Annotated in this window: 16 protein-coding genes; 9 read left to right on the top strand and 7 right to left on the bottom strand. The window is 68.7% G+C overall.

The genetic code is table 11. The features are described from left to right. Positions 1 to 78: 78 nt before the first annotated feature. The 3 genes from OD750_RS07170 to OD750_RS07160 all read right to left on the bottom strand — a co-directional run bounded on the left by OD750_RS07170 (position 79) and on the right by OD750_RS07160 (position 4,578). A complete protein-coding gene (locus OD750_RS07170; RefSeq protein ID WP_263543821.1) occupies positions 79 to 1,227 on the bottom strand; it encodes a dipeptidase in 1,149 nt (382 codons plus the stop codon). Between the two features lie 27 nt (positions 1,228 to 1,254). Then, entirely contained in the window at positions 1,255 to 3,255 is a 2,001-nt protein-coding gene (locus OD750_RS07165) for an amidohydrolase family protein (protein ID WP_263543820.1), read from the bottom strand. Between the two features lie 72 nt (positions 3,256 to 3,327). Then, the gene (locus tag OD750_RS07160; RefSeq protein WP_263543819.1) at positions 3,328 to 4,578 is read right to left on the bottom strand and encodes a helix-turn-helix transcriptional regulator; all 1,251 of its coding nucleotides are present in this window, start codon (positions 4,576 to 4,578) and stop codon (positions 3,328 to 3,330) included. A 23-nt stretch (positions 4,579 to 4,601) separates the two neighbouring features. Here OD750_RS07160 and OD750_RS07155 point away from each other — a divergent pair, with 23 nt between their 5' ends. From OD750_RS07155 to OD750_RS07145, 3 genes are all read left to right on the top strand, one after another. Continuing rightward, positions 4,602 to 5,897 (top strand): dicarboxylate/amino acid:cation symporter, encoded by a 1,296-nt coding sequence (locus tag OD750_RS07155; RefSeq protein ID WP_263543818.1) that lies wholly within the window; start codon positions 4,602 to 4,604, stop codon positions 5,895 to 5,897. A 74-nt stretch (positions 5,898 to 5,971) separates the two neighbouring features. Further along, positions 5,972 to 6,454: an FKBP-type peptidyl-prolyl cis-trans isomerase gene (locus OD750_RS07150; RefSeq protein ID WP_263543817.1), complete on the top strand. Its 483-nt coding sequence runs from the start codon at positions 5,972 to 5,974 to the stop codon at positions 6,452 to 6,454. Between the two features lie 65 nt (positions 6,455 to 6,519). After that, positions 6,520 to 7,002 (top strand): glutathione peroxidase, encoded by a 483-nt coding sequence (locus tag OD750_RS07145; protein ID WP_263543816.1) that lies wholly within the window; start codon positions 6,520 to 6,522, stop codon positions 7,000 to 7,002. Between the two features lie 62 nt (positions 7,003 to 7,064). Here OD750_RS07145 and OD750_RS07140 read toward each other — a convergent pair whose 3' ends face one another. Beyond that, the gene (locus tag OD750_RS07140; protein WP_263543815.1) at positions 7,065 to 7,505 is read right to left on the bottom strand and encodes a hypothetical protein; all 441 of its coding nucleotides are present in this window, start codon (positions 7,503 to 7,505) and stop codon (positions 7,065 to 7,067) included. A gap of 261 nt (positions 7,506 to 7,766) precedes the next feature. Here OD750_RS07140 and OD750_RS07135 point away from each other — a divergent pair, with 261 nt between their 5' ends. The 4 genes from OD750_RS07135 (at position 7,767) to gyrA (ending at position 14,709) form a co-directional block, all read left to right on the top strand. After that, positions 7,767 to 8,495, top strand: coding sequence for a hypothetical protein (locus OD750_RS07135; protein ID WP_263543814.1), 729 nt, complete (start codon positions 7,767 to 7,769; stop codon positions 8,493 to 8,495). A 68-nt stretch (positions 8,496 to 8,563) separates the two neighbouring features. Beyond that, complete coding sequence (locus OD750_RS07130; RefSeq protein ID WP_263543813.1) at positions 8,564 to 9,766, top strand: hypothetical protein; 1,203 nt, start codon at positions 8,564 to 8,566, stop codon at positions 9,764 to 9,766. Beyond that, on the top strand, positions 9,763 to 11,919 hold the full coding sequence (locus OD750_RS07125) for an ATP-binding protein (RefSeq protein WP_263543812.1): 2,157 nt from the start codon (positions 9,763 to 9,765) through the stop codon (positions 11,917 to 11,919). The genes OD750_RS07130 and OD750_RS07125 overlap by 4 nt, the downstream gene beginning before the upstream one ends. A gap of 150 nt (positions 11,920 to 12,069) precedes the next feature. After that, complete coding sequence (gyrA, locus tag OD750_RS07120; RefSeq protein ID WP_263543811.1) at positions 12,070 to 14,709, top strand: DNA gyrase subunit A; 2,640 nt, start codon at positions 12,070 to 12,072, stop codon at positions 14,707 to 14,709. A 145-nt stretch (positions 14,710 to 14,854) separates the two neighbouring features. Here the strand turns inward: gyrA and OD750_RS07115 are convergent, their stop codons facing one another. From OD750_RS07115 to OD750_RS07105, 3 genes are all read right to left on the bottom strand, one after another. After that, positions 14,855 to 17,863 (bottom strand): ExeM/NucH family extracellular endonuclease, encoded by a 3,009-nt coding sequence (locus OD750_RS07115; RefSeq protein WP_263543810.1) that lies wholly within the window; start codon positions 17,861 to 17,863, stop codon positions 14,855 to 14,857. Positions 17,864 to 17,986: 123 nt separating this feature from the next. Then, entirely contained in the window at positions 17,987 to 18,217 is a 231-nt protein-coding gene (locus OD750_RS07110; RefSeq protein WP_263543809.1) for a hypothetical protein, read from the bottom strand. Beyond that, positions 18,214 to 18,693, bottom strand: a complete 480-nt coding sequence (locus OD750_RS07105) for a peroxiredoxin (protein WP_263543808.1) — start codon at positions 18,691 to 18,693, stop codon at positions 18,214 to 18,216. Before OD750_RS07105 ends, OD750_RS07110 begins: the two co-directional genes overlap by 4 nt. A gap of 119 nt (positions 18,694 to 18,812) precedes the next feature. Between OD750_RS07105 and OD750_RS07100 the strand changes: the two genes are divergently transcribed. After that, the gene (locus OD750_RS07100) at positions 18,813 to 19,253 is read left to right on the top strand and encodes an Hsp20/alpha crystallin family protein (protein ID WP_263543807.1); all 441 of its coding nucleotides are present in this window, start codon (positions 18,813 to 18,815) and stop codon (positions 19,251 to 19,253) included. 93 nt (positions 19,254 to 19,346) lie between these two features. Further along, a complete protein-coding gene (locus tag OD750_RS07095) occupies positions 19,347 to 20,219 on the top strand; it encodes a DnaJ C-terminal domain-containing protein (protein ID WP_263543806.1) in 873 nt (290 codons plus the stop codon). Positions 20,220 to 20,237 lie beyond the last annotated feature (18 nt).

Here is a 20,237-nt window from a genome sequence, read left to right as displayed (position 1 = left end):
GGTTTGATCGAAACCCCCGCGTGGCGACACGCGGGGGTTTTTGTTTTTGGGCTTCTGCGTGTTTGTACGAGAGTGGATTTATCCGCACACCTCGCCGAACACGCGCGCGAAATTGCCGCCGACGATTTTCGCGATGCGCGCGTCGGCATGTCCGCGCTGGGAAAGCATCGCGGCCAGCGTGTCGAGCCGGTCCGGCGTATTGAGGTCGGGCACGAAGTTGTAGACGTCGACGCTCTCGCCGGGCGCGGCGATGCCGCGCGCGATGCGCTGCGCGACGAACTCCTTGAACATCTTCTGGTATGCCGGCGTCGTTTCGACCGCGGGCAGCACGCCGTCGGTGCCGATCGCGACGTGGTCCTCGCCGCATACCTTCACCGCGTGCTCGATGTGCCGGATCAGATCTTGCGCCATCGGCTGGCCTTCCAGGCGCAGGAACGGCATCAGGTAGATGCCGACGACGCCGCCCTTGTCGGCCACGGCTTTGAGCTCCTCGTCGGTCTTGTTGCGCGGACGCGCGACGAGCGCGGCGCAGGCGGTGTGGCTGATGACGACCGGCGCCTTCGACGCGGCGATCGCCTCGAGCGCGGTCCGCTGTCCGCTGTGCGACAGGTCGACGAGGCCGCGCTTCGCGTTGATTTTTTCCACGAGTTCCAGGCCGAACGTCGACAGTCCCGCGTTGCCGGGTTCGAGGCAGCCGTCGCCGACGAGGTTGCGCCGGTTGTAGGTGAGCTGGAACACGCGCACGCCGAGGCCCCAGAACTCGTCGAGGCGCTTGGCGTCATCGCCGAAGGGCGTCGCATCCTGAAAGCCGTAGATCAGGCCGAGCCGGCCGGTCTTCTTCGCGTCGGCAAGATCCGCCGCGCGCCGCACGAGCGACAGGTGCTCCGGGTGCGCCGCGATCTCTCCGTTCCAGTACGCGATCGCGCGGATCGTTTCGGCGTAGTCGTTGGCGTAGCTGCCGACGCCGCTGACCGTGACGTTGCACGCGGTCATGCCCGACGCGCGCGCCTCGCCGAGCGCGCGTGCGTCGAGCGTCGCGTACGGTTCGGTCGCGTCGGCGTTCGACGGGCCGCCGCTCAGCGTGTCGACGACGATCGCGTCGCGATAGCCGCGCCATGCGCGGGTCGTGCGCGCCGCGGCGGCGACCGCGGGCAGGGCCGCGGCGGCGGTCAGCGCGGCCGTCGCGGCGAGAAAATGCCGGCGGCCGGCGAAGATCGAATCTGACATCGAGGTCTCCTTGGGTTTGTCGTGGCGTTATCGCGCCGGTCGCGGCGAGATGCCGAGCGCGCGTTCGAGCGCGGCCGGATCGAACCAGCTGCCGCCTTTGTACACGCGCGCGACCTTGCGGATGTCGGCCATGTTCGCGAGCGGGTCGCCGTCGATCAGCACCATGTCGGCGAGCTTGCCCGGCGCGATCATGCCGCGGTCGCCCGCGACGCCGAGCACCTGCGCGGGCGTCAGCGTGGCGAGGCGCAGCACTTCGCCGTTCGGTATGCCGGCCTTTGCATACAGCATCAGCTCGTATTGCAGCGAATAGCCGGCGAGCGCGTCGGAGCCGGGCATCAGCGGAATGCCGGCGTCGTGGAACGCCTTGAGCAGCTTGAGCATCGCCGGGAACGCCTCGCGGTATTGCGCCTCCTGGCCCTTCGGCACGACCAGCGCGCCCCACGACAGGTTGCGCTGCACCTGCGGCGGCAGACGCGGCGCGACGTCGGCGAGCGCCGCCGGCACCTTGCTCGTCGGGTCGCCCGAAAACATGTCCTCGAAGAAGTGAATCGTCGGGTCGAGCGCGACGTGGCGCGCCTTCAGGAAAGCGATGAGGTCGCGCACCTCGGCGCGCTCGGGCGGGTATTCGCGCGCGTGCTGCGCCACTTCGGTGAAGCGCGTCATGTCGTGCGTTTCCTGCACGCGCGGATACAAAAAGCTCAGGAAGATAAAATTGAAATGCTGGATTTCGTCGGCGCCGGCTTCGACGAAGGTTTTCGCCGACATCTTCGACGGCACGTGGCCGGAGAGGCGCAGGCCGCGCGCGTGCGCGCGGTCGGCGATGATCGGCACGAGTTCGGGCCTGAGCGACGAATACACCTTGATCTGCACGTAGCCGTGGTCGGCGTACCAGTCGACCCACTTGAGCGCGTCGGCCGCGTTGTCGACGCGCGCCTTGGTCGGACCCGCGTTCGGCCCGGTGCCGTCGATGAATCCGGCCATCAGCACGCGCGGGCCGATTTCGGTGCCGGCGTCGAAACGCCTGACCCGTTCGGGAAACGCCTCGGTGTCGTTGGCGAGATCGCGGGCGCTGGTGATGCCCGCGAGGATGTCGAGCAGGCCGTCGGCATCGCCGTAGTGCTTGTGCACGTCCCACAGTCCGGCCATCAGAAAGCGGCCGTTCGCGTCGAACGTCTCGGCGCCGTCAGGCACCTGGACCTCGGTGTCCGGCGCGACGCGCACGATGCGTTCGCCGACGACGAGCACGCTCGTGCCGGTCGTCGCGGTCAGGCTGCGCGGATCGAACACGCGCGCGTTGCGGATGACGAGCGGGCCGGCGGGCCGGTGCGTTTCGCGCTGCGCGAGCTGCGCCGACCATTGCGCGTTCGCCGCTGTCTGCCGCTGCGTCAGCGCCTCGACCGACGCGGCGACGTCCTTGCCGGCGACGCCGCCCCAGCCGTTGACGAGCGCCGCGGTCGTGCCGTCGGCGTCGAGCCAGACGGACGTCGCGACGAAATCGAGCCCGCTGATGCGATACAGCGTCAGCGTGCGTTTGCCGGCCGCGGTGTCGATCTGCAGCGTGCCGGCTTCGGCGATGCTCGCCTCGCCGGCCGGCAGCAGCGGCAGGCGGCGGTCGGGCGCCTTGAGCAGCGCGCGTGCGAGCACGCCGGTCAGTTCCGGCGGCGGATTGGCCGGCACGTAGAACGTCGGCGCGGCGACCGCGCGTTCGCCGCGTTCGCCGAGCGAGCGCCATGTCGCCTTGCCGTTCTTGAGCGCGTAGGTCTCGTCGACCGGCGCCTTCAGATAGTTGTTGCCTTTCGCGCGGTACTCGACGAGCACGCCGTTCGCGTCGGTCTTCCACGTGGCGACGATGTCGTCGCCGCGGCCGCGGTCGTTGTAGCGGAAGTGCGCGCGGTTCGTGCCGGCGGGGCCCTGCGTTACGGTCTGCTTGCCGCTGACGTTGCCGAGTATCGTCATGACGTCTTCGCGTTGCGCGGCGGCGCTCGCGCTGCCGGCGGCGAGGCAGAGTACGAATCCCAGATGGCGCATGTTTTCCTCGGAGCGATGGTGACGCCGCGAGCTTCGCGCGGCGTGTGCGCCCGCGCGTCCGGACTGGCCGGGTCAGACGTCCGATCCGGCCGGCTCGAACGCGCGCCGGCGGTAGTCGCTCGGCGTGGCGCCCGTCATGCGCTTGAACACGGTGTTGAACGTCGACTTGCTGCCGAAGCCGCAGGCCATCGCGATGTCGAGGATCGCGCGGCCGTCGGCCGGATCGGCGAGGCAGCGCGCCGCTTCGCGGATGCGAAAACCGTTGACGAACTCGAAGAAGTTGCGGCCGAGCGCCTGGTTGAGCGCCTGCGAAATGTAGTTCGGCGGCCAGCCGCTGCGGTCGGACAGCGACGCGAGGTCGAGCGCGCTGTCGGCGTACAGGCGTTCGTCGCGCACGACGCGTTCGAGATCGGCGGCGATCTGCGCGAGTTCGGCTGTCGACAGGCCCGAGCGTTCGTAGCGCGCGTCTTTCGCCGCGTCGGGCGGCGGCGCCGCGCCCGGCGCGTAGTGCGGCGCGAGTTCGGCCGGCATCAGCATGCGCTGGCGCAGCCCGAACCACGCGAGTGCGTACACCGCGAAAACCGTGGCCCAGCCGAGCGCGAAACCGAACAGCCGCCAGCGCTCGGCGGCGAGCGCGGTGAACAGCCGGTCGGCGCCGAGCACGAGCCAGAGCGCGCCGAACACCGGCACCAGCACGCGCAGCCACGCGAGCCGCAGGTTCGCCTCGTCGGCCGATACCTCCTCGAGCGCCGCGCGCGTGCCGCGCAGCCGCAATGCCGCGAGCACGAGATACGCGACGCCCTGCAGCACCCACGCATGGAACACGAACAGGTGCACCGCGGCGCCGAGCGGCGTCTCGTCGAGCGCGCCGATCGCGTTGGCGAGCGCGAACGCGAGGCCGAGCGCGGCCGGCAGCACGTGCCACGAGCGCAGGATCGGCGGCATCGCGCGCGGACCGGCCAGCAGCGTGACGACGTAGCGGTACAAGAGCGGTCCGAGCAGATAAGCGGCCGGAATGTTGATCGTGCGCGCCCAGCGGATGCCCGCCGCGCCGAGCGACGTGTCGGCGCCGACCATCACCATGCCGACGAACGTGCTGGCCGCGAGGCACAGGAAGAACGCCGCGAGGCTGCGTCCGGCGCGCCCGTCGCCCGCGGCGCAGGCGAGCGCCGCGCTGAGCGCGGTGACGCCGAACGAGGCGGAAGCGGCAGCGAGATCGAAGGCGGTGTCGGGCAGCACGAGGCGGTCGGCGGCGGTCGGCGGACGCCGATCATACGGCGCGGGCGGGGTGTTCCGCTCCGGCTCGGCATTGGGTAGTGTCACCGCGTCCGCGGGAGGAGCGACGCATGCAGCGCCAGTGGTGGAAGAACCTCTACGTCCAGGTGCTGTTCGCGATCGCGATCGGCATCGTGCTCGGCCACGCGACGCCGGAGTTCGGCGAGGCGATGAAGCCGCTCGGCGACGGCTTCATCAAGCTCGTCAAGATGATCATCGGGCCGGTGATCTTTCTTACGGTCGTCGTCGGCATCGCCAAGATGGGTGACCTGCGCCACGTCGGGCGCATCGGACTCAAGGCGCTGATCTATTTCGAAGTGCTCACGACCGCGGCGCTCGTGATCGGCCTCGTCGTCGCGAACGTCGCGGAACCCGGCGCCGGCTTCGGTGCGAAGGCCTCGGAACTCGACGCGAGCGCCGTCGCGGGCTACCGCAAGGCCGCGGCCGAGCAGGGCATCGTCTCGTTCCTGCTGCACATCATTCCGAACACGTTCGTGTCGGCGTTCGTCGACGGCGAGCTGCTGCAGGTGCTGCTGATCGCGCTGCTGTTCGGCGCGGCGATGACGCATGCCGGCGCGGCCGGCCGGCGCGTGCTCGACTTTCTGTCGGAAACGGGCGACGTGCTGTTCGGCGTCGTCGGCATCATCATGCGCTTCGCGCCGATCGGCGCGTTCGGCGCGATGGCGTTCACGATCGGCAAGTTCGGGCTCGGCACGCTTGCGTCGCTCGCCTGGCTGCTCGCATCGGTCTACCTCACCTGCCTGCTGTTCGTGTTCGTCGTGCTCGGCGCGGTCGCGCGCCTGTCCGGTTTCTCGTTGTGGAAATTTCTGGTCTTCATCCGCGGCGAGCTGCTGCTGGTGCTCGGCACGTCGTCGTCGGAGTCGGCGCTGCCGCGCATGCTGACGCGGCTCGAACAGGCCGGCTGCGACCGCTCGGTCGTCGGTCTCGTGCTGCCGACCGGCTACTCGTTCAACCTCGACGGCACGTGCATCTACCTCACGATGGCCGCGATCTTCATCGCGCAGGCGCTCGGCGTGGATCTCTCCCTGCGCGAGGAACTCACCTTGATCGCCGTGCTGCTGCTGACGTCGAAGGGCGCCGCCGGCGTCACCGGCTCGGGCTTCGTCACGCTCGCGGCGACGCTCGGCGCGCTCGGCGGGCGCGTGCCGGTCGAGGGCGTCGCGCTGGTGCTCGGCGTCGACCGTTTCATGTCCGAGGCGCGGGCCATCACCAACCTCATCGGCAACGGCGTGGCGACGATGGTGATCGCGCGCTGGGAAGGCCTGCGCGACGATGCGAAAATGCAGGCGGCGTTCGCGCGGGGGCCGCGCGATCCCGAAGCCGAGGCCGCGCCGGCATCCGGTTGAAAATCGCCCGCACAGCCCGCATGCTCGCGCGTTCGCCGGCGCCCGCCGGCCCATCCCCATCTGGTGAGAATCCCATGCAGATCGCCGAGCGTTGCGTCGCTTCCTTCCATTACACCCTGACCAATGCCGAGGGCGAGGTGATCGATTCCTCCAGCGGCCGCGGCCCGCTGACCTACCTGCACGGCGCCGGCAACATCGTGCCGGGCCTGGAAAAAGTGATGACGGGCAAGTCGGCCGGCGACCGCTTCGAAGTCGTGGTCGACCCGGCCGAAGGCTACGGCGAGCGTCACCCGGGCCTCGTGCAGGTCGTGCCGCGCGTGGCGTTCCAGGGCGTCGACGCGATCGAACCGGGCATGCAGTTTCATGCGCAGGGCCCGCAGGGGCCGATGTCGGTGGTCGTCACGCGCGTGGACGCCGACGAGGTGACCGTCGACGGCAACCATCCGCTGGCCGGCGTCGCGCTGCATTTCGCGATCGAGGTGACCGAAGTGCGCGAGGCGAGCGTCGAGGAAGTGCTGCACGGCCACGTGCACGGCGAGGGCGGCCACGTCCACTGAGCCCCACGTACACTAGGCGGGCCCTGCGCGCTATCGTAGGCGCAACCCCACAGGCGAGGCAGACCATGACCACCGCGTTTGACTTCTCGGCGACCACGCTCGAAGGCGACGAACAGCCGCTCAAGGCGTACAAGGGCAAGGCGATGCTGATCGTGAACGTCGCCTCGAAATGCGGCTTCACGCCGCAGTACACGGGCCTCGAAGCGATGTATCGCAAGTTCAAGGACCAGGGGCTCGTCGTGCTCGGATTTCCGTGCGACCAGTTCGGCCACCAGGAGCCGGGCGACGCCGACGAGATCCGCAACTTCTGCTCGCTCGAGTACGACGTGACGTTTCCGCTGTTCGCGAAGATCGAAGTGAACGGCGAGAAGGCGCATCCGCTGTATCGCTGGCTCAAGAGTGAGAAGGCCGGCTTTCTCGGCAGCGAAGGCATCAAGTGGAACTTTACCAAGTTCCTCGTCGGCCGCGACGGCAAGGTGCTCAAGCGCTACGCGCCGACCGACTCGCCGGAAAAGATCGAAAAGGATCTCGGCGGCGCGCTGGCCTGACCTCGCCGCGGCGATGCTTCCCGCAAAAGGCGGCCTTCGGGCCGCCTTTTGCGTTGTAGCCGTCAGACTTCGAAGTCGTCCGCGAAGATCGCGTCGACGACGCCATTGACGACCGTGATCGGGCCGTTCATGAGTCCGTGGTTCGCGCAGTTGTAGTGCAGCGAATCGGGCGCGTCGTTCGGCACGACGAACGTGATCGCGGTATTGCCGGTCGCGCCGTTGTTGGTCACGCCCGAGTTGTAGCGGTTGCCGTTGCCGGTGATGTTGATCGTGTTGATGTTGAACGGGTGGATCGCGCTGACGCCCTGCAGCTGGAACGTGTAGGACTGGCCGCGCGTGAGCGTCAGCGGCGGATTCTCGACGCCGTCGAGCACCCAGGCGCCGGTGCCGTTGTTGGTCACGGTGAACGAATTGCCGCCGGCGTGAACGGCCGGCGCGACGGCGAACGCGAAAGCGAGCGCCGCAAACGGGCGCAGCAAGGAGCGGGCATGAAACGCGTGCATGGCTTTCCCTCGTGGTGGGTGAACGGCGACGCCCGGCGCGGGGCCGGGCTTGCTTCCTTACGTCAAATCATGGGGGAACCGACTACCGAACGTCGGTACTGAGTGCGCATTCGGCGCCGAAGGGTTGCGCCGTCCGACTTGACGGTCCGTCAAGCGCGTCGACCGCGTGCCGGACAGATTCCGTCTTCAGCGTCCGACGCGCGCTCCCTAGAGTTTCGCCACCGCGCCGTCCGGCGCCGAACGAATCCCAGGGGACGCACCATGACCACGCAACACTTCATCGACCGCGACGGTACCAAGGCGCAGCTCGTCGTGCTCACCGGCGAGGCGGTCTACGCCGAAAGCTTCAGCGCCGCCGACTGCCAGCGCCACGTGCGCGACCTCGCCGCCGGCAAGCCGCCCGACGCGATGTTCGGCAAGGGCGCGAGCGCCATCGCGCTGCGCACGATACGCCGCGTGCAGATCGACGACAACGACAACGACGTCGACGTCTTCCACGCCGACGGCGACAAGGACGCGCGCACGAGCCTGCGTTTCGCCGAAAACGACGTGCGCGACGCGGTCTACGCCGCGCTGCGCGAACGGCTCGGCCCGAAAGTGCGCGAATATGTGGACGAATACACGCGACCGCGCGCCGCGGTCGGATCGCTGACCGCGCTGACCGTGTTCGGACTCGGCACCGTGCTGCTGGCCCAGGCCGCCGCGGCGATCCAGGCGGCCGGCGAGATGGAAATCACCGGCCGCCGCGCGGGACTGAAGAAGCTGTTCGCCGGCGTGCTCGACACGCTCGGGCCGACCGGCGTGTCGATCATCGGCGGCATCCTGTGCCTCCTCGCGCTGCTGGTGCTCGCGCAGCGTCTGCGCAGCCCGCAGCGCCTGCGCTTCGTGCAGGCCGCCACGTGGTCGGCGCCGTCGAAGGCCGTCACGGTGTTCAAGTACGCGCTGCTCGTCGCGGTGTGGGGCTTCGTCGCGAAGGCGGCGCTGGTCTGACCGCCGTGTTTGACATTCGCGAGCGGTCGCGTAGCGTGCGCGGTCCTGTTGCCGGACCCGCCCCGCCCATGCACAACGACGAATTCGCCGACCTCCTTTCCGGCTACATGCGCCGCATCCGCGCGAGCGCGGCCGGCGTCGCGACCGAGATCGGCATGAGCCGCGAAGCCGTCAACAACTGGCGCCAGGGGCTGTCTCTGCCGAACCGCAAGCATCGCCACCGGCTGCTCGACTGCGCGCGCTACCTGCGCCTGTCCGAGCGCGAAACCGACCGCCTGCTCACGGCGGCCGGGTTCGAGCCGGAATATCCGGTCGGCGGCCAGCCGGCCGGGCAGCCCTATGCGGCGCACATCGCCGGACTGTTCGAGCGCCTCGCGCGCCTCGCGCCGTATCCGATCCTGATGCTGCTGTCGCAGGCGCACTGGGGCCAGCCGCCGTTTCGCGACCAGTTGCTCGCGACCGCGCGCGGCGTGTACGGCGAGCGCGCGGTGCTGCACATCCGCCCGCCGTACAGCGTCAGCGCCGAGTCGCGCGACTATTTCGAGGCGCTCGGCGCGCAGTGCGGCTTCGCCGGCGTCGATTCCGACTTCGCGTTCGAGGCGGCGCTCGAAAAGCGCCTCGCGGCCGGCGAGCGCGTGTTCTGCCTCGTCAGCCGCTTCGAGCAGGGCGAGCCGCGGCTGCGCGAAGCGCTCGCCGGCATCCTGCGCAGCCTGTCGGAGATGTACAGCGGCCGCCTGCACCTGATGCTGTGCGGCGGCGAGGCGCTGGCCGAACTGAAGTATCAAAGTGGCGATCTGTCCTTGTTGAATATTGCCAGCGTCGAATACTGGCCCGATCCCGGCGCCGACGAACTGCGCGACCTTGCGCGCGCGCAGCTCGATCCGGCGCGCGTCGACGCCGCGCTCGTGGCGCGGCTCGCGGCGCTGTGCGGCGGGCATCCGGCGCTGATCGACGAGGCGCTGCGTGCGATCGCGGGCGACGCTCGGCTGACCGACGCCGATCTCGCCGATCGTCTCGGCGCCAGCGCACGCCTGTGGGAGGGCTTCGTGCCGCTCGTCGACGACGCCGACGCGCGCGAACGCATCGGCGCCTGGCTGCGCGGCACGCGCCTGGGCCGCGCGCAGCCGTATCTGCTCGATCGCCATCTGCGCCGGCTGTTCTGGGCGAACCTCGTCGCGGTGCGGCCGGGCGAGCAGGGCGCCGTCGTCGAATGGCGCTGCGACGCGGTGCGGCAGGCGGGCCTGCAGGTGCTCGCCGGCGGCGCCGCATGATCCGGTCGCTGCCGGCCTGGCTGCGCTACGCGCTGATCGCCGTGGCGCTGCTGCTCATCGGCGTTCCGCTCGCGATGCGCCAGTGGTACCCGGCCGCGAGCGCCGGCAAGCAGGCCGTGGCGGACCCGCGCGCGGCGGCCATCCTCGCCAACGGATGGAGCGAGCTGGTGCCGCTGCGCATGCACCTGAACATGTACGCCAGCGAGAACGGCGAGTGGCCGCGCGATCTGGCCGTGCTCGACGTGCCGCTGTCGGGCAAGGTGTTCGACGTCACTTCGTCGGCCGACTACGAGATCGTCGCGACCGTGCGTCCCAACGTGCGCTATGCCGAGGCGCTGGGCGGCCTGCGCGTCGTGCATCGTCTCGACCCGAAAACGCTGAACTGGGATTGCATGCCCGGCTCGCCGCCGCTGCCCGAGTCGTACCTGCCGTTGAACTGCCATGCGCCGCTGCCGCCGCCGGTCGACACCACCGCGCGCTGGCTGACGCTGATCGTGCTCGGCGGCGTGGCGATCGCGATCGGGCTGGGACTGCTGCTGGTGCTGCGCCATCCGTTGATCGCGCCGATCCAGCGCGACCCGTCGCGCCTCTTGCGCCAGCCGATCGGCGCGCTCGCGCGCATCGACCGCGCACTGGGCTTGCTGCGGCGCCGCGACGACACGCTGGCCGCCGCGCGCGTGCAGCCGGCCGACTGGCGCGACGCGATCGGCTACGCCGCGCTCGCGGCCGAACAGCGCGCGGCGATGCTCGCGCTGCGCGTCGGCGCGCGCAGCGAACGCGCGAGCGGCTGGCCGCTGCCCGGCGACGTGTTCGAGTGGCGCTTTCCGCTCGAACTGCCGGTGACGCTGGAGCGCTGCCTCGTGTGGTTTCCGCCGGACGATCTCGACGGCGCCCAACTCGTGCGTCCGCTGCGCCAGGTGCAGACCGGACTCGACGTACTGCTCGCGTTCGTACCCGCCGCCGCAGACGCCGGCGCGCTGCGCGCCTGGTGCGGCGATCGCAGCAACTTGTACGTTTGCATCGGCGTGGAAGCGCAGACCGCCTGGCTGCTCGAACGCGATCCGGTGCGCGTGCTGCTGCGGCAGATGGCGCAGCAGCTCAAGGTGACGCGCATTTCGCCCTACCAGACGCGCGGTGGCGTCGCGCGGCCCTCGTCGTTCTTCGGCCGCGAGGCGCTGTTGTCGCGCGTGATCCTGCGCGAGCCCGGCAACTATCTCCTCGTGGGCGGTCGGCAGCTCGGCAAGACCAGCCTGATGAAGGCGATCGAACGGCGCCTGCGCGAGCATCCCCAGCTCGCGTGCGTCTACGTCTCGCTGCGCGATCACCGCCTGCTGCCGCGCCTGGCCGCGCAATGCGAACTGCCGGCCGACAGCGGTCTCGACGCGATCGTCGCGCATCTGGCGCGCGCGCACGGCGGCAAGCGCCTGTTGCTGCTGATCGACGAGGCCGATCCGTTCTTCCGGCACGACGCCGCGCACGACTATCGCGAACTGGCGGCGCTGCGGGCGATATCCGAAGAGGGACGCTGCCATTTCCTGCTCGCAGGATTTTGGGATTTGTACGCCGCGGCGGCGCTCGACTACCAGTCGCCGCTGCGCAACTTCGGCGAGGTGATCACGGTCGGCGCGCTCGAACCCGACGCCTGCCGCGATCTGGCGACCGTGCCGCTCGCGCTCCTGAACCTGCGCTTCGCCGATCCGTCGCTGGTCGAGCGGCTGGTGGAGGCGAGCGGCCGGCGCGCGAACCTCGTCGCAATCCTGTGCCAGGAGTGCCTGGAAGCGCTCGAGCGCGGCGAAACCGTGATCGAGGCGCCGCATCTGGACCGCGCGCTGCGCTCGCAGGCGACGCTCGACGCGATCGCCGGCTGGGGGCGGCTGAGCCAGGACGAGGCCGCGTCTCGGCTCGACCGCATCGTCGTCTACCGCGTCGCCGCGAACGGCGAAACGACGCTCGCCGACATCGTCGCGCTGGTCGAAGGCGCGGGCGCCGCGGCCGACGTCGAAGCGCTGCGGCGCGCGTTCGCGCGGCTTTCGCTCGCGTTCGTGCTCGCCCGCACGGACGAGCGCTACCGCTTCGCCGTGCCGCTGTTCCGCACGCAGTTCGAGGCCGCGGAATTGCCGGTGTTTCTGGCACAGGAACTCAAGCGCCTGTAGGCCCGGTTTCGGGGGTGAATTGCCCCGGGAAAACAAAGGCTTCCGTGCAGACCTGACCCTCCGTCATATGGTATGCTTCCGCGTTCGTTCAACGCCCGGGGACACGCCCCGGCGTCGGCCTCTTTGCAGCACTGTGGACATGGAACCCCGATGGCGGAACTAGCCAAAGAAGTTATTCGCGTCAACATCGAAGACGAGATGAAACAGAGCTACCTCGATTACGCGATGAGCGTGATCGTGGGACGCGCCCTCCCGGACGTGCGCGACGGCCTGAAACCGGTCCACCGGCGCGTGCTGTTCGGCATGTACGAAGCGAACAACTTCTGGAACCGCCCCTACGTCAAGTGCGCGCGCATCGTCGGCGACGTGATGGGCAAATTCCATCCGCACGGCGACTCGTCGATCTACGACACGCTCGTGCGCATGGCGCAGGATTTCTCCCTGCGCTACCCGCTCGTCGACGGCCAGGGCAACTTCGGCTCGATCGACGGCGACGAAGCCGCGGCGATGCGCTACACCGAGTGCCGCCTCGAAAAGATCGCCTCCGAACTGCTCGCCGACATCGACAAGGAAACCGTCGATTTCCAGCCGAACTACGACGAAAAGGAATTCGAGCCGACGGTGCTGCCGACGCGCGTGCCGAACCTGCTCGTCAACGGCTCGGCCGGCATCGCGGTCGGCATGGCCACGAACGTGCCGCCGCACAATCTGTCCGAAGTCATCAACGCGACGATCGCGCTGATCGACGAGCCGGAACTGACCGTCGACGAACTGATGCGCCACGTCACCGGCCCCGATTTCCCGACCGGCGGCATCATCAACGGCGCTTCGGGCATTGTGGAAGCGTATAGAACCGGCCGCGGCCGCATTCTCGTGCGCGCGAAGGTCGAGATCGAAACCGATTCGAACGGCCGCGAAGCGATCATCGTCCACGAGCTGCCGTACCAGGTGAACAAGGCGCGGCTGATCGAGAAGATCGCCGAGCTGCACAAGGAAAAGCGCATCGAAGGCATCGCGCCGGACGGCCTGCGCGACGAGTCCGACAAGGACGGCATGCGCGTCGTCATCGAAGTGCGCCGCGACACGATGGCCGACGTGCTGCTCAACAATCTGTTCCAGCAGACGCAGCTGCAGGTGACGTTCGGCATCAACATGGTCGCGCTCGTCGACGGCCAGCCGAAACTCCTCGGCCTGAAGGAAATCCTCGAGGCGTTCATCCGCCATCGCCGCGAAGTGGTCACGCGCCGGACGATCTTCGAACTGCGCAAGGCGCGCGCCCGCGCGCACATCCTCGAAGGCCTGACCGTCGCGCTCGCGAACATCGACGAGATGATCGAGCTGATCCGCACGTCGCAGTCGCCCGAAATCGCGCGCCAGCGCATGCTGTCGCGGCGCTGGGAGCCGGGTCTCGTCAGCGCGCTGCTCGCGGCGGCCGGTTCCGATTTCTCGCGGCCCGAAGACGCGCTGTCGACCGACGGCCTCGGCGAGGGCGGCTACCAGCTGTCGGAAATCCAGGCGAAGGAAATCCTGGAAATGCGCCTGTCGCGCCTGACCGGCCTCGAACAGGACAAGCTCACCGACGAATACAAGGCGCTGCTCGAAACGATCCGCGGCCTGATCGAGATTCTTTCCGATCCGGAAGTGCTGCTCGCGCTGATCCGCGGCGAACTGCTCGAGGTGAAAGAGGCGTTCGGCGACGAGCGCCGCACGCTGATCCAGGCGAGCCAGGAAGACCTCGACGTGCTCGACCTGATCGAGCCGGAGAACGTCGTCGTCACGCTGTCGCACACGGGGTACGTCAAGCGCCAGCCGATCAGCGCGTACCGCGCGCAGAAGCGCGGCGGCAAGGGCCGTTCGGCCACGGCGGTGAAGGAAGAAGACTTCGTCTCGCAGATCTGGATCGTCAACACGCACGACACGCTGCTCACGTTCACCTCGAGCGGCCGCGTGTTCTGGCTCAAGGTGTACCAGATTCCCGACGCGGGCCCGGGGTCGCGCGGCAAGCCGATCGTGAACCTCCTGCCGTTGGAATCGGACGAAAAGATTCAAGCCGTGCAGCCGGTGCGCGAATTTCCGGCCGACCGCTACGTGTTCTTCGCCACGCGCCAAGGCACGGTCAAGAAGACGTCGCTGGCCGACTACTCGCGGCCGCGCGCGAACGGCATCCGCGCGATCGATCTCGACGACGGCGACGGTCTCGTCGGCGTCGCGCTGACCGACGGCACGCGCGACGTGCTGATGTTCGCGTCGAACGGCAAGGCCGTGCGCTTCGCCGAAGACGAAGTGCGTCCGATGGGCCGCGTCGCGCACGGCGTGCGCGGCATGAAGCTGACGGACGCCTCGGAAGTGGTGTCGCTCGTGGTGACCGAAGGCGAGGGCGACGTGCTGACGGCGACCGAACGCGGCTACGGCAAGCGCACGCCGCTCGACGACTATCCGCGCAAGGGCCGCGGCACGCAGGGCGTGATCGCGATCCAGTGCTCCGAGCGCAACGGCGCGCTCGTCGCGGCGGTGCAGATCAGCGACACGCAGGAGCTGATGCTGGTGTCGAACCAGGGCACGCTGGTGCGCACGCGCGCCGCGGAAGTCGCGCGCGTGGGCCGCAACACGCAAGGCGTCACGCTGATCCGCCTGCCCGACAGCGAAGCGCTCGCGGGCGTCGTGCGCATCGAGGCGCTCGGCGGCGAGGACGACGAAGGCGACGCGGAGACGCCCGCCGACGACGTGACCCCGCCGTCCATTGACGGTGAGGCGCCGCAAGCAGACGAGACGCCGCCGGCCGGCGAATAGGCCCGCGCATCGTGCTCTCGTCGAAACCCCGGCCCTCGGCCGGGGTTTCTTTTTGGGAATGCACGATCTGATTCGACGGTCGCGTCAATAAAAAACCCGCGGGCTCGCACCCGCGGGGATTTCGTTCAAACGTCGCGGACAGCGCTCAGTTCGTCTCGAACCCGTCTTCGAAGATCACGTCCGGGGCGCCCGTCGCGAACAGCCCGACCAGCACCGGATCGTGATCCGACGCGCGGTACGGCGTCGCGGCTTCGAACAGCGTGCGCGGCGGCGACATCGCATCGCCGTTCGGCTCTTCCTCGTACGCCGCTTCGCCGGTGTCCTTCACGTCGTCGCTGTAGTCGAGCTGCGGCAGCTCGTCGGCGTTGATGTGCCACGGCGCGATGCCGACCACCTGCGGCGCGAGCGACGCGTTCGCGAACGCGTAGTCGAGATGGCCGAGCTGGCCGTCGAACAGGTACGAGTACGCGGTCGGTCCGCCGAGCTCGCGCAGGAGGTCGACATAGCCGCTCGACGCGAGCGTCGTCACCGGCGTTTCCTTCGCGTACGAGTTGAAGTCGCCGAGCAGCAGGACGTCGGTGTCGGCCGCGGCCGGAATCACCGTTGCGTTGATCCACGTGACAAGGCGCGCGGCCTGCGCGTTGCGGCGGCTCGCGTAGCACGCCTGGCCGTCGCCGCTGTCGGCGTCGCCGCCGCCCGCGCCCGAGCAACTCTTCGACTTGAAGTGGTTCGCCACGACCGTGAAGCGCTCGCCGAACGCCGGATTCGTCGCGTCGACCACGTCGAACGTCTGCGCGGTCGGCGGGCGGTTGTGGATCGCGTCGGTGTCGATCTTCGCGGTGCCGACCGGCGAGAGCACGCCGGTGCGGTACGCGATCGCGACGCGGATCGCGTCGGTGCCGACCGAGTTGCCGGCGTTGACGGTCGCATACGGATGCGCGCCGCCGCAGCGCGTGTTGACCGCGCCGACGAGGTCGTCGAGCGCCGCCGTCGTCGAACCGTTCTCGATTTCGACGAGACCGACGACGTCGGCATCGAGGCCGCACAGCACGATCGACGTGCGTTCGCGCTGGCGCGCAAGTTCGACCGCGCTGTCGGCGCCGCGGCAGTCCTGGCCGCCGCTCGGGCCGCACGGGCCGGACGACGTGCTCGACGTGGTGTCGATCGTCGTGAAGTAGTTGAGCACGTTGACGCTCGCGGCCTTGATCGCGCCGCCGACGTCGGGCGCGGTCGCCGAACGCGTATTGACCGGCGTGAAGACCACGGGGTTCGCCTGCGTCGGACGGATGCGCCACGCGTCTTCGCTCGGACCGCCGGCGAACGACCAGTGCAGCACGCCGGTGAGGTTGTCGACGCGGTCGCCGCCGCGGAAGAAGTCCGCGCCGTGCGTGCCGACCGAGAAGCCGCCGTTCGCGTGCGGGTGATAGAGGTACTGGTTGCCTTCGGGCAGCGTGAGTGGCCAATTTTCCACATTGTTTTCATCGTCGAGCACGACGCGGCGGCGCGACAGCGTTTCCAGATGCGCCGCGTAGGCGGCGTTGTTCGGCGCGTTGTCCTCGGTGTACTGGCGCGGGCGATCGCCCTGGTACAGCTCGATCTGGCCGTAGCGCGCGAGCTCGAAGTATTCCGACACGACGAGCGGTTCGGCGAACCGCACGAGCATGCCTTCGCGCGCTTCGTAGTACGCGTCGACGCTGCCGGCGATCGGCAGGCTGATCGTCGCGGGCGTCACGCTCGAAAGGTTGTTGCCGGCGTCGGTGATGACGACGGAACCGGCGGTGTCCGCGGTGATCTCGGTCAGGCCGAAGAACTCGCTGACGACGCCGGTCGCGCGCACGCGCTGGCCTTCGGCGACGACGGTGGGGCATGCCTGGCAGAACACGAAGATGCCTTCGGACGTCGCCGGATCGGCGTCGGCGTCGGCGTCCTCTTCCTGCAGGAAAAAGCCCGACAGCTTGCCGCTGCCCTGGTAGTTGCCGACGACCACGCCTTCGACCGTGACCGACGTGCCGCCGGGGAGCGGCGACACGGCGCCGTTGCCCTGCACGTCGTGGATCTTCGCGATCGTGAGGCCGTCGTCGTTGACGATCGTGCCTTGGCCTTCGCCGTCGGCGACCTGTGCGCCGGCGACGTTCGACAGCACGACGCGGAAGGTCTCGTCGGACTCTGGGGCCGTGTCGCCGTTGACCGTCACGTCGAACGTGTAGCTCGTCGCGCCGGCCGCGATCGTCTGTCCGGTCAGCGAACGCGCGACGTAGTCGTTCGATGCGGCCGTGGCCGTGCCGTCGGCGGTCGCGATGTCGAAGGTCACGCCGCCGGCTGCGGCAGGCTGGTTGAGGCTGACGGTGAACGACGCGATCACGGTGCCGCTGTTGCCTTCGTTGACGCTCGCGTTGCCGACGCTGATCGACAGGGGCTGCGGGCCGCTGCCGTGCGGCGTGACGGTGACGTCGTCGATCGCGAGGCCGTGGTCGGCGCCGCCGTGATCGGGGTCGGACCAGCGCAGCATGATCTCGGCGCCGTTGGCGATGTTGAGGCCGGTGATCGTGGCGCTCTTGGCGGTGCGGTTCGCGGCGGCGTTGCCGTTGAGCGCGCCGGCCGTGCCGCCCGTGATCGGGCTGGCGAAATCGAGCGCGGCGACGGCAGTGCCGGCGTTCTGGAATTCGGCGAGCGAGCCGGTCAGCGTCGTGCCGGTGAGGTACGAGACGGCGACGGTCTGCGCGGCCGCGGCGCCGTTGCGCCACTGCTCGCCGGTGTAGGCGACGTCGAGCGAGGTGATCGTGCTGCCGGTGTTGTTCTTCAGGCGCACGCCCCAGAACAGGCTGCCGACTGCGGCGTTGCCGGAACCGACCGAGCCGAGCGCGCGATCGCTCGCGCTGCCGGTGCCGTAGCTGTACAGGTTGCCGGCGTTGTTCGCGCCGTCGTTCGCGACGACGGTCGTGCCGGTGCCGGTACGCGCGTGGTACCAGCCGGCGATCGTGGTGTTGTTCGACCAGGTCGTCGAGCCGGTGGCCGGCAGCGTGTCGAAGTTCTGAGCGTACGGCGCGTCGAGCGCCGTCAGCGAAACCTGCGCGAATGCACAGGGAGCAAGAAGCGTGGAGAGCGCGCAGACGAGCGCGGCTCGCCGATGCGGCAAGCGCGAGGAACGATTCATCGATGTAGCCCCTGAATGGACGGACAGCGTCCGTCGGTCATTCTCGGAGCGTACTCCGCGGGACGCAACGGCCGCCGCCGCGAGAATGGCGTGCGGCGGCGACAGTACGGTTACACCGCATGGTCAGCGCCGTGTCGGCGGCGGCTTGAGCGCGAGCCCTTCGGGCTTGAGCGTCGTGACGACCATGAACGCGAGAAAGCCGACCCACGACGTGAACAGCACGGCGACGATCCACAGCACGCGATCGTTGCCGACGGCGCGGTTCGAGCCGAACACGATGATCGCCGGCAGCGCGTTCATCACGAACAGCAGTGCGAACCAGATGGCGACGAACGTGCCCGGATCGAGGTTCATCCGATCGCGTCCAGCATCACCTGCGCGCCCGACACCGAGAATTCGCCCGGCGCTTCGACGGAAAGCGTCTTGACCACGCCGTTCTCGGCGTACAGTGCGAACCGCTTGGAGCGCACGCCCATGCCGAACGCGGTGGCGTCGAAGTCGAGGCCGAGCGCGCGCGCGAAGTTCGCGTTGCCGTCGGCGAGCATCATGAGGTCGGTCGGCACGTTCTGATCCTTCGCCCACGCCTTCATGACGAACGCGTCGTTGACGGCGACGCACGCGACGTCGATGCCGCGATTCTTGAATTCTGCGAACTTTTCCACATAGCCCGGCAGATGCTTGGCCGAGCAGGTCGGCGTGAACGCGCCGGGCACCGAGAACAGCACGACCTTGCGGTCGTTGAAGATTTCGTCGGTGGTGATCGCCTGCACGCCGTCGCGAACGACATTGAGCGTGGCGGAAGGTACGGTGTCGCCGATCTGGATGGTCATGCGCAAACTCCGGGGGATGAGAAAGCCGATGATAGCGGGCCTTGAATCGGAATACGCGCGACCTATGTTCGTGCCATCAGCGCGCACTGGGCGCGCCATCGGATTCGAGGGACAAGTTCATGAGCATTGCGCGTTTTCACGGCGTCGGCCGTACCGGTTTTCCGACGGAATTCCGTCAGGTTTTCGAACATCTTTTCAACGGTGCGGACCGGTCCGGTATCACGACCGGCCAGTGGTCGCCGCGCGTCGACGTGCGTGAGGAAGACAAGCGCTTCGTCATTCTCGCCGACATTCCGGGCGTCGATCCGGCCGACATCGAAATCCAGATGGACAAAGGGATTTTGTCGATCAAGGGCGAGCGCAAGAACGAGGCGAGCGTCGAAGACGGCAAGCTGACGCGCGTCGAGCGTTCGTACGGCGCGTTCTATCGCCGCTTCGCGCTGCCCGACAGCGCCGATGCCGAAGGCATCACCGCCACGGGAAAGCACGGCGTGCTCGAGATCGCCATTCCGAAGAAGCCGGAAACGACGCCGCGCCGCATCGCGATCCAGAATCACTGACCGACGCGGTATCCTTCGCGGTATCGACGGCCCGTGGCAGCGCAAGCTGCCGCGGGTCGTACTATTGCGCATGACCCCAGCACGAGTCGACGAATGCAGTTCAAGGACTACTACGACACCCTCGGCGTCAAACCCGAAGCGACCGACGCCGAAATCAAGAGCGCGTATCGCAAGCTCGCGCGCAAATATCATCCGGACGTCAGCAAAGAAGCGGGCGCCGAGGACAAGTTCAAGTCGATCAACGAGGCGTACGAAGCGCTGCGCGATCCGGCCAAGCGCCGCGAATACGACCAGCTGCGCGCGCAGGGCTACCGGCCCGGCGACGACTTCCAGCCGGGCGGCGACTTCGGCGGCGGCGGTTTCGGCGGCGCCGCGGACGGTTTCAGCGACTTCTTCGAATCGTTGTTCGGTCGTGGACGCGGCGCCGCCCCCGGCGCGCGATCGGCCGGTCCGCGCCGCGGGCAGGATCTGCGCGCGCACGCCGCGATCGATCTCGAAACCGCGTTCGCGGGCGGCAAGCAGCGCCTGGACATCAACGGCCGCAAGCTCGATGTAAAAATTCCGGCCGGCATCCTGACCGGCCAGGTGATCCGGCTCGCGGGGCAGGGGCACCCTGGCTTGAACGGCGCGCAGGCCGGCGATCTCCTGCTGGAGATCCTGATCGAGCCGCATCCGCGCTTCGTGCTCGACGGTCGCAACGTCGTCGTGACGCTGCCGCTGGCGCCGTGGGAAGCCGCGCTCGGTGCAACGGTGAAAGTGCCGACGCTCGCCGGCGACGTGGACCTGAAAATTCCGGCCGGCTCGGACAGCGGTCGCAAGCTGCGCCTGAAGGGGCGCGGCATGCCGGGCGGCGAGGCGGGCGATCAGTTCGTCGTGCTCGAAGTGCGTGCGCCGGCCGCGACGACCGACGAGCAGCGCGAGCTGTACGAGCAGATGGCGCAGGCGTTCGAGTTTCGCCGCTGGTGAAACAACGTTGGTGAAACA

This window comes from Tahibacter soli, assembly GCF_025717065.2.
In the GTDB taxonomy this organism is placed as follows: domain Bacteria; phylum Pseudomonadota; class Gammaproteobacteria; order Xanthomonadales; family Rhodanobacteraceae; genus Tahibacter; species Tahibacter soli.
This window is presented reverse-complemented; position numbering and strand designations above follow the sequence as displayed.